Source organism: Curtobacterium sp. PhB172 (assembly GCF_003752545.1).
In the GTDB taxonomy this organism is placed as follows: Bacteria; Actinomycetota; Actinomycetes; order Actinomycetales; family Microbacteriaceae; genus Curtobacterium.
The window spans coordinates 276,476-288,420 of sequence record NZ_RKIF01000009.1; the positions used below are offsets into that span (position 1 = coordinate 276,476).

General features: G+C 72.2%; 16 protein-coding genes. 11 read left to right on the plus strand and 5 right to left on the minus strand.

Translation table 11 applies throughout. The features are described from left to right. Positions 1-5: 5 nt before the first annotated feature. Positions 6-842, minus strand: a complete 837-nt coding sequence (locus EDF42_RS13625) for an alpha/beta fold hydrolase (protein ID WP_123672693.1) — start codon at positions 840-842, stop codon at positions 6-8. Between the two features lie 231 nt (positions 843-1,073). Between EDF42_RS13625 and EDF42_RS13630 the strand changes: the two genes are divergently transcribed. Continuing rightward, the gene (locus tag EDF42_RS13630; RefSeq protein WP_123672695.1) at positions 1,074-1,388 is read left to right on the plus strand and encodes a hypothetical protein; all 315 of its coding nucleotides are present in this window, start codon (positions 1,074-1,076) and stop codon (positions 1,386-1,388) included. Between the two features lie 59 nt (positions 1,389-1,447). Here the strand turns inward: EDF42_RS13630 and EDF42_RS13635 are convergent, their stop codons facing one another. Further along, complete coding sequence (locus EDF42_RS13635; protein ID WP_123292610.1) at positions 1,448-1,780, minus strand: hypothetical protein; 333 nt, start codon at positions 1,778-1,780, stop codon at positions 1,448-1,450. A gap of 104 nt (positions 1,781-1,884) precedes the next feature. Between EDF42_RS13635 and EDF42_RS13640 the strand changes: the two genes are divergently transcribed. Beyond that, a complete protein-coding gene (locus EDF42_RS13640; protein WP_243650021.1) occupies positions 1,885-2,820 on the plus strand; it encodes an AraC family transcriptional regulator in 936 nt (311 codons plus the stop codon). 107 nt (positions 2,821-2,927) lie between these two features. Here EDF42_RS13640 and EDF42_RS13645 read toward each other — a convergent pair whose 3' ends face one another. Together EDF42_RS13645 and EDF42_RS13650 are read right to left on the minus strand one after the other, a co-directional pair. Then, positions 2,928-3,590 (minus strand): GAP family protein, encoded by a 663-nt coding sequence (locus EDF42_RS13645; RefSeq protein WP_185003089.1) that lies wholly within the window; start codon positions 3,588-3,590, stop codon positions 2,928-2,930. Positions 3,591-3,607: 17 nt separating this feature from the next. Beyond that, positions 3,608-3,862, minus strand: a complete 255-nt coding sequence (locus EDF42_RS13650; protein WP_123340453.1) for a DUF6458 family protein — start codon at positions 3,860-3,862, stop codon at positions 3,608-3,610. Positions 3,863-4,041: 179 nt separating this feature from the next. On the opposite strand from EDF42_RS13650, the gene EDF42_RS13655 reads away from it, so the two are divergent. The 9 genes from EDF42_RS13655 (at position 4,042) to EDF42_RS13695 (ending at position 11,627) form a co-directional block, all read left to right on the plus strand. Beyond that, on the plus strand, positions 4,042-4,470 hold the full coding sequence (locus EDF42_RS13655) for a DUF6325 family protein (RefSeq protein WP_123340454.1): 429 nt from the start codon (positions 4,042-4,044) through the stop codon (positions 4,468-4,470). 8 nt (positions 4,471-4,478) lie between these two features. Further along, positions 4,479-4,796, plus strand: coding sequence for an SHOCT domain-containing protein (locus EDF42_RS13660; RefSeq protein ID WP_123672699.1), 318 nt, complete (start codon positions 4,479-4,481; stop codon positions 4,794-4,796). A gap of 57 nt (positions 4,797-4,853) precedes the next feature. Next, a complete protein-coding gene (locus tag EDF42_RS13665; protein WP_123672701.1) occupies positions 4,854-5,354 on the plus strand; it encodes a DUF1269 domain-containing protein in 501 nt (166 codons plus the stop codon). 29 nt (positions 5,355-5,383) lie between these two features. After that, positions 5,384-5,878 carry a DUF1269 domain-containing protein gene (locus EDF42_RS13670; protein ID WP_123292617.1) on the plus strand — a complete coding sequence of 165 codons (495 nt, stop codon included), beginning with the start codon at positions 5,384-5,386 and terminating at the stop codon, positions 5,876-5,878. A gap of 80 nt (positions 5,879-5,958) precedes the next feature. Continuing rightward, the gene (locus EDF42_RS13675; protein ID WP_123672703.1) at positions 5,959-6,678 is read left to right on the plus strand and encodes a GAP family protein; all 720 of its coding nucleotides are present in this window, start codon (positions 5,959-5,961) and stop codon (positions 6,676-6,678) included. A 31-nt stretch (positions 6,679-6,709) separates the two neighbouring features. Next, positions 6,710-8,068, plus strand: a complete 1,359-nt coding sequence (locus tag EDF42_RS13680; RefSeq protein ID WP_123672705.1) for a hypothetical protein — start codon at positions 6,710-6,712, stop codon at positions 8,066-8,068. 51 nt (positions 8,069-8,119) lie between these two features. Further along, positions 8,120-9,316 (plus strand): AI-2E family transporter, encoded by a 1,197-nt coding sequence (locus EDF42_RS13685; protein ID WP_123672707.1) that lies wholly within the window; start codon positions 8,120-8,122, stop codon positions 9,314-9,316. Beyond that, the gene (locus EDF42_RS13690; protein WP_123340460.1) at positions 9,313-9,990 is read left to right on the plus strand and encodes a GAP family protein; all 678 of its coding nucleotides are present in this window, start codon (positions 9,313-9,315) and stop codon (positions 9,988-9,990) included. The genes EDF42_RS13685 and EDF42_RS13690 overlap by 4 nt, the downstream gene beginning before the upstream one ends. Continuing rightward, a complete protein-coding gene (locus EDF42_RS13695; protein WP_260235505.1) occupies positions 9,990-11,627 on the plus strand; it encodes a SulP family inorganic anion transporter in 1,638 nt (545 codons plus the stop codon). Before EDF42_RS13690 ends, EDF42_RS13695 begins: the two co-directional genes overlap by 1 nt. Positions 11,628-11,685: 58 nt before the next feature. Here EDF42_RS13695 and EDF42_RS13700 read toward each other — a convergent pair whose 3' ends face one another. Then, positions 11,686-11,886 (minus strand): hypothetical protein, encoded by a 201-nt coding sequence (locus EDF42_RS13700; RefSeq protein WP_123292622.1) that lies wholly within the window; start codon positions 11,884-11,886, stop codon positions 11,686-11,688. Between the last annotated feature and the right edge of the window lie 59 nt (positions 11,887-11,945).

Sequence of the window (11,945 nt, forward strand, 5' to 3'; positions counted from 1 at the left end):
CCGCGCTACTTCGCGAGGAACGCCAGCACCACGCGGTTCCACTCGTCCGGGTGGCTGACGTTGACGCCGTGCGGGCCGCCGGACACGACGTGCAGCTCCGAACCGGCGATCGCGGCGTGCGTGCGGGCCCCCGAGCCCTCGTACGGCACGGTCGCGTCGCCGTCACCGTGGATGACGAGCGTCGGCACGGTGACCTTCGGCAGGTCGTCGCGGAAGTCGGTGTTCGCGAAGGACGCCATCGCCTCGAGCGCGGCGGTCTTCGACGCCTGCTTCGCGAGCGTGAGGGCCTGCTGCCGGTCCTCCTCGGAGACGACCAGGGTGCCGTCCACCGAGAAGAAGTCGGTCGTGAACTGGTCGTAGAACGCGTCCTCGTCCTTCGTCAGGCCGGCGGTCATCTCGGCCGCCTGCTCCTTCGGCAGCGGGCCGTCCGGGTTGTCCGACGTCTGCAGCAGGTACGGCGGCACGGCCGAGGCGAAGACGACGCTGTGCAGCCGCTCGGTGCCGTACTTCGAGAAGTACCGGGCGACCTCGCCGCCGCCCATCGAGAAGCCGACGAGGGTGACGTCCCGCAGGTCGAGCTCGGTGAGGATCGTGTGCAGGTCCTCGGTGAGGTGGTCGTAGTCGTAGCCGGTCTTCGGCTTGTCGCTGCGACCGAAGCCGCGACGGTCGTAGGTGACGACGCGGTGTCCGGCGTCGACGAACGCCGGGACCTGCTTGCTCCAGGACTCGCCGGACAGCGGCCAGCCGTGGATCAGGACGACGGTGCGGCCGGAGCCGCCGGTGTCGTCGACGTGCAGGTTCGTGTCCTTGAAGAGCCCGTGGTGGGCGGTGATCTCGGTCAAGAGTCGCTTCCTTCCCGCGCCGCACGGGAGGCGGCACGCACCTCGTTGCTACCAGCGGGATCCCGAGCGACAGCGCGGAGTGGACAGACCCCTCGGCGTCGGCGTCGGCCTCGGTGTCGGCCTCGGCGTCGGCCTCGGTGCCTGTGACGCGCGCGGCGACCACGGCCTACTGTCCAGCAGGATCAGGGAACCGTCACCGCGGCGGATGCCCCTCGTCACGAGGGAGCACCGATGAAGTACGTCAACTACGCGGGGACCGTCCGGGTCCTGACCGGTGACACGGTCGCCGACGCGGTGATCCGGTACGCGGCCGCCCTGCACCAGAGCCGGTTGAGCGACGTCGTGTCGGTCCCGACGACCGACGACTTCGGCGCGGCCAGCACGGTGGAGCTGCTCCTCGCACCAGCGGTGGCGGTCGCCCTGGAGCCGGCGCCGGACGACGACCTGGAACCCGAGAGTGGGGCGTTCCTGGCCGAGCTGAGCCGACGGACCGAGGCGGTCCTGGCGGTCGACGCCAGCAGGTTCCCGACCGACCTCGGGCGGTGAGCGCGGTGCGCGCGGTGGGCGCGGTGGGCGCGGTGCGTGTCGCTCCGACCGCGCTGCGGTCAGGCGACCGGTCCGTCGCCCGTCAGGTCCGAGCGGGTGTCGGCGTGGATCGTCTCAGGGTGGTCGAACGTCCGCGCTGCAGCACGCAGGCGTTCCACGAACTCACCGTTCTCGACCTCGAGCTCGTCCTCGTCCGCGTCGGCGACGACGATCTCGCTCGACGGGCCGATGAGGATCTTCGTGGTCGTCATCGTGCCGTCCTCCGCCACCGTCGGGACCGCGATCGCGTCGGCGCGACTGCCGCCGGCGAGCGCCGCGGCGTACTCGATCACGGCGTCGGCGACGTCGTCGCTCGTCAGGAACGTGGAGCGGTCGTACTGGATGTACTTCATGTCGCATCAGTCAAACGCGCGGATGCTGGTCGTCGTCCAGGAAACCCGGCGCGTCGTGCGTTGCGCGGATGCCGACATGTCGCGAGGATCATCACGTGCCCGAGATGATGCACCGCACGCAGCGGGAGATCAGGACAGACGAGCCGTCGGTCGCGGCCGAGGCACTGTCGGTGACCCACGTGACCCACGGACTCACCGTCGAGGCGACCGGAGAGGGCTTCGTCTTCGAGGAGCGCGTGCGGGGCACCGCCCTGCTCTCCCTGGAGTCGACGCGGTGCACGGGTGCCCTGAGCGGCGCGGTCGAGCCCGGGCGGGCGATGATGATCGTCTGGGTGAAGGCCGGTTCGGCGCAGGTCGACGACAACCCGGTGCAGATCGGCCGCCCCGTGCTCTACCGACAGGACCCGCAGCGGTTCCGGTGGGTGGACTTCCAGCACGACGTGCTGCGCATCGACCGGTCGATCGTCGAGCAGGTCGCCGCCGAGCGCGGTGACTGGGCGCCGGGTCCCCTGGAGTTCCGTCCCCGACACGTGCCAGAGGGTGCGCCGCTCGCCGCCTGGTGGCTCATGGTCCGGTCGGTCGCGCAGGAGGTCCTGCAGGGTCCGACGGACGTGCCGCTCGAGCGGGAGCGCGAGCTCGCCCGGTTCGCGGCCGGCGGCTTGCTGACCGCGATCCCGCACTGGCCGGTGGGGCAGCACGAGCCGGTGATGGCGTCGACCGCGCGTTTCGCCCGTGCCGAGACGTTCCTGCTCGACCACGCGACCGAGCAGATCACCGTGAACGACGTCGCCGAGGCCGCGGGCCTGAGCGTCCGCGGGGTGCAGGCGGCGTTCCAGCGGCACCACGGCATCACGCCGACGATGTACCTGCGCCGGATCCGGCTCCTGCTCGCCCGGGAGCAGCTCGAGGCCGGCGACGACCGCAGCGTCGCCGAGATCGCCCGGGCGACGGGGTTCGCGCACCTGGGCCGGTTCGCGGGGAGCTACCGGCAGGAGTTCGGGGAGCTGCCGCGGCAGACGGCGCTGGCGGCGCGGGAGTAGCGGTCCGGCGTTCTGTCAACCGACGGCCGACGGCCGGCGGTCGGTCGTTGTCGACGGTCGGCGGTCGGTCGTTGTCGACGGCTTCGCGCCGGCTCATCCGTCGGGCGTCAGAGCCGTCCGAGGCCGTCGCCGACCAGGACCGCGCCGACGAGCACGAGGACGACGACGGTCACGGCCCGCGAGTTGTGCCGCAGCCAGGTGCGGAACCGCTCCAGGTCCGCGCGGGCCGGCTCCCCGCCGACCAGTGCGAAGACGATCGGCCCCGTCACCGTGGCCGTCATCAGCAGGGTGCTCGCCCCGACGAGGACGGTCGACGGCACCGCCGGCAGCTCAGCCGGGGCGAGCACGATGCCGACGCCGGACGCCAGCAGCAGGGCCTTCGGGCGCAGCGCGAGCACGGCGCCCACGGCGAGCGCGACGGCGGGTCGGACGGTGCCCACCGCCGCCGTCAGGAGTGCGCTCGTCCGGCTCGGTCCCGCTGCGGCGGGGCGCCGGAACACGACCCCCGCGGCGAGGACCGCGACGACCCCGAGCACGCACTCGCCCAGGCCGAGGCCCGGTGACGCCGTCGCCGGCAGGTCCACGACGAGGACACGGCCGAGCAGCGCGGTCGCGGCGACCGTGACCACGAAGACCCCGGTCACCGAGCCGACGGCGAACAGGACGGCCGGACCGAGGCCGCGACCGCCGAGCAGCAGGGTGAGCACCGCGGCGATGGGGACGGAGCTCAGCGCACCGGCGATGGCGAGGGGCAGGAGCTGGCCGATCACGGCGAGCACGGTGCCGGTCAGACCCCTCGGTCGTCCTCGTCGACCCGGCGGACGACACGCTGTCCGGTCACGGGGTCGATCTCGGTGACGACGCTCGTCGTGGCACGTCGCGGCCGGAGCCGGAGGACGATCCCCAGCACGAGGACCAGGAAACCGGCGACCATCAGGATGTAGCCGATGAGCTGGATGTCGATGCCGACGACCGTGAAGTCGAACGCGAACGCCATGATCGCGCCGACGACGAGCAGGAAGATCCCACCGCCGATGCTCACGGTGTCACCGCGGGTCGTGCTGTCACGGGGTTCATGGACGCAACGATCGACGGCCGGTGCCGGCGGTGCATCACCCGCCCCGGGTGATCTGCGGAGGCGTGCCAGATCACCCGCTCAGGGTGGTGCCCGACCCGTTCCGGCGCGGCTACACCTGGTGCCATGACCACAGGGGAGGCACCGTGACCACCTTCACGTACGGCCCGGCCGAGGTGTTCGTCGTCTCGTTCCGGGGCGAGCTGCCCGACGACGCCGTGCTCGGCGCGCTCGTCGACCTGACGGACGCCGAGACGGTCCGGGTCCTCGACCTGCTGCTCATCAGCCGGGCCGACGACGGCACCGTCCACGTCCGCGAGCTCGACGACGTGACCAGGACCGGCACGTCCGGCTCGGTCGCCCTCGAAGCCCGCGGCCTGGCCGCCAACGACGACGTCGACCAGGTCGCGGACACGCTCGCGCCCGGGACCTCGGCCGCGATCGTCGTGATCGAGCAGCTCTGGGCCAAGGACCTGGCGGAGCGGTTCGCCGACAGCGGGGGCCAGCTGCTCTGGAGCGCACGCGTCCCCGCACCGGAACTCAACGACCTCGCCGCTTCGGCGCACATCGGGTAGGAGACACCATGCCGTTCCGACGATTCGGCCGACCCGGCCTGCTCGGGCTCGCTGCACGGACCGCGGTCGTGGCCGGGACCGCGTCGGCGGTCGGCGGTGCGGTGCGCGAGCACGAGGAGCGTGCGGCAGAGGACCGCGCCGCAGAGGAGCGGGTCGCAGCAGAACGCGCCGCAGCGGAACGCGCCGCAGCGGAACGCTCCGTGGCGGACGTCCCCGCTGCTCCCGACCTGCTGGGCGAGCTCGAGCGACTCGGTCGGCTCCGGCAGCAGGGCCTCCTGTCCGACGACGAGTTCGCCGCCGCCAAGCAGCGCCTCATCGGCGGATGACCGACACCGACCACCTGCAGCACGACCGTTCGACAACCACGAGGAAAGGGAACCCCCATGGCCACCACGACCACCGCCACCGACTCGACCGTCGGTGTCTTCGCCACGAGTGACGAGGCCCTCGGCGCCGCCAAGGCGCTCAAGGACGCCGGGTACGGCGACGACGTCGTCTCGATCGTCGGCAAGGGCGTCAAGGACGAGAAGAAGGTGCACGGCTGGATCCCGGTCGGCAACGAGGCCGGCACGTTCGGCGGGTGGGGTGCCCTGTGGGGCGCGCTCACCGGTTGGCTGCTGCTCGGGTTCGTCTGGCTCCCCGGCATCGGGTGGGTCGCTGCCGCCGGGTGGCTGGCCAGCACGCTCGTCGGTGCCGGGATCGGTGCGGGTCTCGGCGCACTCATCGGCCTGGCGGTCCCCGAGGACGAGATCCCGCAGTACGAGGACGACCTGAAGGCCGACCGGTACCTCGTGATCGTGCACGGTGACGGCGAGACCGTCGACGCCGCCCACCGCATCCTCGACGGTGCCGGCCCGGTCCGGGTCAGCCGCTACTCCGAGTGACGACCACCACCAACGAAAAGGAAACGATCATGGCAGACCTCATCGTGATCTCGTTCGACGACGACGCCAGTGCCGTCGCCGCCTACGAGGAAGTCCAACAACTGCAGAGCGACCTCGTCGTCGAGCTGTCCGGCCTCGCACTCGTCCGCGTCGACGACAAGGGCAAGACGCACGTCGAGACCCCTGGTCCGGCGGGCAACGTCGGGGCCGGTGCCGCCGGAGGTGCCCTGTTCGGCACCCTCCTCGGACTCCTGTTCTTCGTGCCGTTCTTCGGACTGGTGATCGGCGGTGCGCTCGGCGCGCTGTTCGCCGGGCTCGACAAGACCGGGCTGAACGCCGAGTTCCGCGACCGGGTGAAGAGCGCCGTCGCGGACGGTCGTTCCGCGGTCGTCATCTACGCCACGAAGATCACCGAGGACAAGTTCGGTGCAGCCCTCTCCCGCTTCGGCGGGACCATCGTGCAGACCTCGTTGTCGGCGGACGACGAACACGAGCTCGCGCACGACATGACCGGCGCGCGCTGAGCGTGCGCCCCGGGCGACGCGCCGCCGACACCTGACGTCGGCGGCGCGTCGCCACCCCCCACCGTGGAAGGACCGGGCTCATGGGTGCGCTCATCGTCGGACTCATCGCGCCGGCGCTCGGGATCCTGCTCAGCCCACTGGCGATCATGGCCCTGGTGGCCGAGCTGCTCTCGCGGCGGTACCGCGCCAACGGCCTCGCGTTCTTCGTCGGCTGGCTGCTCGCCACCGTGGTCGTCGTGGGGGTCTCCGTCGCGGTGTTCACCGCGATCGACTTCCACCCCCGGACCGACACCCCGCTCTGGACGGCCGTGGTCCGGCTGGTCATCGCACTCGGGCTGATCGCCGCCGCGGTCTGGGTGTTCCGACGCGGCGGCCGTGACCTGCGGAAGATGTCCGAGGCGTCGACACCCGAGCAGGTCGCGGCAGCCGCACCACAGCTGCCCGGCTGGCTGCAGAAGGTCAGCGAGTTCACGCCGGCGCGGTCCCTCGCGCTCGGGTTCGGCATCTTCGCCGTCAACCCCGTCGACGCCTCGTGCGCGATCATCGCCGGCATCGACATCGCGGGCGCCCCGGTGACCGCCGGGCAGGGCGCCGCCGTGGCGATCGCCTTCGTCGTCGTCGGGGTCGCACCGATCGCGGTCCCGGTGTTCTTCGTGTTCGCGCGTGGGGACGCTGCGGCACCGCTCCTCGAGCGCCTGCGCACCTGGATCGCCGGCCACACCAACGTGCTCAACGCGGCGCTCATCCTGGTCATCGGTGTGCTGCAGCTGCAGAAGGCCGTCTCCGCCCTGATCTCCTGACGATCGCCGCTCCCGGGAAGGACCGCAGCACATGACCAGCACCGAGGACGAACTCGCCGCACTCCGCGCCGAGAACGAGCGCCTGCGCCTCCGGCTCGCCGGGCAGACCGCTGACGACACCCCGGTCCGCCGCCGCGGGTGGGGCTGGGCGATCCCGTCCGCCGCACTGATCGTGGTCGGGGCGCTGCTCGCACCGGTGGTGGTGATCACCACCTGGGCACAGCGCGAGGTCACCTCGACCGAGGCCTTCGTGGCGACGTTCGCGCCGCTCGCCCGCGACCGGGCGGTCCAGACGCTGGTCGCGGACCGCACGGTCGGCGCGATCGAGGACCAGCTGGACGTCGCCGGGCTGACCGGGGCGCTCTTCGACGGCATCCGCGGGTTGGACCTGCCGCCCCGAGCGGAGACCGCGCTCTCGGCGCTCGAGGCGCCGGCGACCGCCGGCATCCAGGACCTGGTCTCCGGCACCGTGGACCGGTTCGTGGCGTCCGACCAGTTCGCCGACCTGTGGAAGCAACTGCTCCGCACCGGGCACACCCAGATGGTGGCGTCGCTCAGCGGCGACCGACGGGCAGCGGTCGCGATCGGAGCGGACGGATCGATCGGCATCCAGCTCGGCCCGGTCGTCGCCGAGGTCAAGGAGCGGCTCGTCGACCGGGGCCTCACCTTCGCCGAACGGATCCCCGCGGTCGACCGGACCATCGTCATCGCGACGTCCGACGCGGCGGTCCGGGCGCAGACCGGGTACACCCTGCTGCAGGTGTCCGCCGTGTGGCTGCCGTGGCTCCTGGTCGCCTGCATCGCCGTCGGCGTCGTCATGGCCAGACGCCGGGCCCGGGCGCTCACCCTCGCCGCGGTCGGCGTCACCCTCGCCATGCTCGCCACGCTCGCCGGGATCGGGATCGGACGGGTGTTCGCGGTGCGGGCGCTGGCGCCGGACCTCATGCCCCGCAACGCAGCTCGAGCCGTCTACGACGCTGTGGTGGCCTTCGCCGCGCACGCCGCCGTGGCCGGCGCGGTCCTCGCGGCGTGCGTGGCGCTCGTCGCGTGGTTCGCCGGCTCGTCCGACACGGCCCGGCGTCTGCGAAGCTTCGCCGTCCGCGGTGCCGGGGCACTCCGCCGCCGCGCCGACGCCCTCGGCATCGGCACCGGGCGGGTCGGGGTGCAGCTGTACCGGGGCAGGGTCGTCATCCGCACCCTCATCGCGCTCGGTGCGGCCACCGTCATCGTGCTCGGCCGCCCGCTCGAACCGGCGCTCGTCGTGTGGACACTGGTCGGCGCGCTCGTCCTCGTCGCCGTGCTCGAGGTCCTCCAGCGTCCGGACGGGGCTCGCGGCGACGCCGGGGTCTCACCCGGAACTGACGATCCCGTCGGTTCCGCAGCGCACTAGCGTCCGAGCACGGCATCCGGGGACCGGGGCCGCGAGGGAGACGAGGCCCCGATGTCACTCTGGAAGCGCCGACTGCACCGATCGCGCCGACCGCACCGACCCGCCGATCCGGCGATGCCGATCGATGCGGCGCCGGCCGCCGCGGTCGGGTCCGGTCGCGGGCTGCGCATCATGCTCGGTCTCGCCGCAGCGGTCGTCGTCGCCGTCGGCTGCTCCCGGTTCGCCGGCATCATCGCTCCCACGGCGCTCGCCCTCGTCGTGACCATCTGCGTCCAGCCGGCCCGGGTGTTCCTCGAACGACTCGGCCTCGCCCGGAGCCTCGCCTCGGCGGTCGTCATCGTGGTGATCCTGGTGCTGCTCGTGGGGTTCTCGCTGGCGCTCGTGGTCTCGGTCGCACAGTTCGCCACGCTGTTCCCGCAGTACGCCGACCAGATGCACACGGTGGAGGACCAACTCGGGCAGTGGCTGACGTCGCTCGGCGTCGGGCAGCAGGAGGTGCAGACGCTGCTGGCGGGGCTCAGCCCCGGCACCGTCATCGGCGCGGTGTCGGACCTGGTCGGCAGCGTCTTCGGCCTCGGCGTCGGCCTGGTCGTCGTCCTCGCGCTGATCGTCTTCATGACGCTCGACGCCGGGTGGGGGCGACTCATCGCCGACCGGCTCCGGCCGGTCCGCCCCCAGCTCGTCGAAGCCCTCACCGGCTTCACCGTCAGTGTCCGCCGGTACATGGTCGTCACGGCCGTCCTCGGCGCCGCGGTCTCCGCGCTCGACGCCCTCGCGCTGGTCCTGCTCGGGGTCCCCGGCGCAGCGCTCTGGGGCCTGCTGGCCTTCATCACCGGCTTCATCCCGAACATCGGCTACTGGATCGGCATCATCCCGCCCGTCATCCTCGCCCTGCTCGCGAACGGCTGGCAGAACGCGATCGTCGTCATCGTCGTCTACGCCGTGATCAACGGGGTCATCCAGTCCGGCCTGCAGCCGCACATCGTCGGGTCGGCGGTGTCCCTCAACCAGACCATCGCGTTCCTGTCCGTCGTCTTCTGGTCGGCCGTGCTCGGGCCGCTGGGCGCCGTCCTCGCCATCCCGCTGACCCTGCTGGTCCGCGCGGTCCTGGTCGACGCGAACCCGGACGCGCGGTGGATGCGCCCGGTGCTCGGCGACGTGACCGGCCTCGGGCCCCCAACTCGGCGGACGGAACGCCGCACACCGACCGCTCCCGGCGGCACCACGACGACGAAGGGCACCCCGTGAACACCGCTCCGCTCATCGGCGAGCTCCTACCGCAGGCCGTGACCATCGCGATCAGCCCGATCCCGATCATCGCCGCGATCCTGATGCTGCTCGCGCCGCGCGCCAGGTCGGTCGCGACGGCGTTCCTGGTCGGCTGGGTCGTCGGCATCGCGGTGGCCGTCGTGGCCGTCACCCTGTTGTCGTCCCTGATCCCGGCCGGTGACCCCGACGCGTCGCAACCCGTCGCCGGGGTCGTGAAGCTGGTGCTCGGCGTGCTGCTCGTGCTGCTCGCCGTCCGGCAGTGGCGTGCCCGGCCGGCCCCTGGCACCACCGCGACGCCCCCGAAGTGGATGTCCGCGATCGACTCGATGACGCCGGTGCGCGCCGCCGGACTGGCCTTCCTGCTCGCCGCCGTCAACCCGAAGAACCTCATGATGGCCGTGGCGGCCGGCGTCACCGTCGGCACCAGCGGCGCGGACACCGGGTCGGTCGTCTGGGCGCTCGTCGTGTTCGTCGTCCTCGCGTCGCTGAGCATCGCCGTCCCCGTGGTCGGCTACCTGGTCGCCCGCACCCGGGTGCAGGGAGCACTCGGGGCGCTGCGCGACTGGCTCACCGCCAACAACGCCACGATCATGGCCGTCCTGCTGCTCGTCATCGGTGTGACGACCATCGGCAAGGGCCTCGGTGCGTTCTGATGCGCATCCTGGCCGGGCTCGACCGTCATTCGTGGCGCACGGAGGCACTCTCCGGCGTGACCCTCGCGGCGATCGCCATCCCGCTGAACATCGGGTACGCGCAGATCGCCGGTCTGCCACCGACCGCCGGGCTGTACTCCCTGATCGTGCCGGCGGTGCTGTTCGCCCTGCTGGCCTCGAGTCGGCAGCTGGTGGCGTCGCCGGACGCCGCAGCGGCCGCGCTCGTCGGATCGTCGCTCGCCGGGCTCGCGGCGACGGGCAGCGCGTCGTACATCCAGCTCGCACTGGCGCAGGCACTCGTCGGCGCCGTCGTGTTCGCCCTGTGCGCCGTCCTGAAGCTGGGGTTCCTGGCCAACTTCCTGTCCGCGCCCATCCTGGTCGGGTTCGTCGGCGGGCTCGCGCTCGACATCCTGCTCAGCCAGGTGGCGAAGATGCTCGGGGTCAAGGTGAACAGCGGTGACGAGTTCCTCCCACGGTTCGGGGAACTCGTCACCGGGCTCGGACACCTCAACGTGTGGTCGGTGTGCCTGTCCGTCGGGTCCGTGGCCGTGCTGGTCTTCGGCCGTCGGTTCCGAGCGATCCCGTGGGCACTCGTCGTGCTCGTCCTGACGACCGTCGTCCTGATCGTGTTCCGGCTGGACGACGCCGGCGTGGCCGTGCTCGGCGAAGTGCCGGCCGGACCCCCGACCCTGACGTGGCCGCAGATCTCGTGGCACCAGTGGGTCCAGGTCATCCCGAGCGCCGTCGCACTGACCCTCGTCGCGATGGCCGAGGGGCTGCTCGTGGCCCGCCGGTACGCCGAGGCGCACGACTACACGGACCGGGCGAACCGCGACCTCTGGGCGTTCGGTGCGGCGAACCTCGGCTCCGGCCTCACCGGCGGGTTCACGGTCGGTTCGTCGGCCTCGCGGACGGCGGCCATGGACCAGAGCGGGTCCAGGACCCAGCTGCCGTCGCTGATCGCCGCGGTGCTCACCCTGCTCGTCGTCTGCTTCGGCACCGCGCTGCTCCAGGACATCCCCTCACCGGCGATCGGCGCGATCGTCGCCGTCGCGGTCGTGCCGCTCCTGGGCCTCCGCGACTTCGTCCGGCTCTGGCGGCTCCGACGGTTCGAGTTCGCCGTCGCCGCCGTCTGCTTCCTCGGGGTGCTGCTGCTCGGCCCGATCATCGGCATCGCGATCGCCTTCGTCCTGTCGCTCGTCAACGTCATCCGGTCCGCCGCGAACCCGCCCGCCGACGTCCTGGTGCCGAGCGGCGACCCGGTCGACGTGTTCCGGGCCGCCCGTGACGGCAGCGTCTCGTCGGCACCCGGCGTCGTGGTCCTCCGGTTCTCCGGACCGCTCTTCTTCGGCAACGCCCAGCGCTTCGCATCGGCGGTCCGCTCCGTGCTCGCGTCCCGCGACCAGGCCGTCCCGGTGCACGCCCTGGTGCTCGACTGCAGCGCGGTCACCGGGATCGACACGACCGCGGCGGACGTCGCGGGCGAGGCGCTCGACTGGGCCCGCGCCAACGGGGTCGAGGTCGGCTTCTCGCGGGCGCGGGCGGCGACCCGGGTCGACCTCGAGCACTTCGACCTGATCGGGAGCAGTCGCTTCTTCCCGAGCAACCGGGCGGCCGTCGCCGAACTCGGTCGCTGAGGTCACTGAGCCCCCTGAGTGCGCCGAAGCCCCCGAGGCCGCGTGCGCCCGTCCGGTGTCAGCGCAGCTGCCGGAGCTCGGCGATGTCGAGCCCGAGGTCGGCGATCCGGGCCAGCAGCCCGTGCAGCTGGGTCTGGTCGGACAGGTCGCCGACGAGCAGCGTCTCGCCGGGGCCGATCTGCACCAGCGAGAACTCCGGGAACGCGGCGACGAGGGTCTCCGACATCGCGTAGGGAAGACGGACCTCGTAGCGGCTCATCGTCGGCCTCCTGCTCGTCGTGGAGCCACGATCATCGCGCGCAGGGGCCGGTGCGGGGT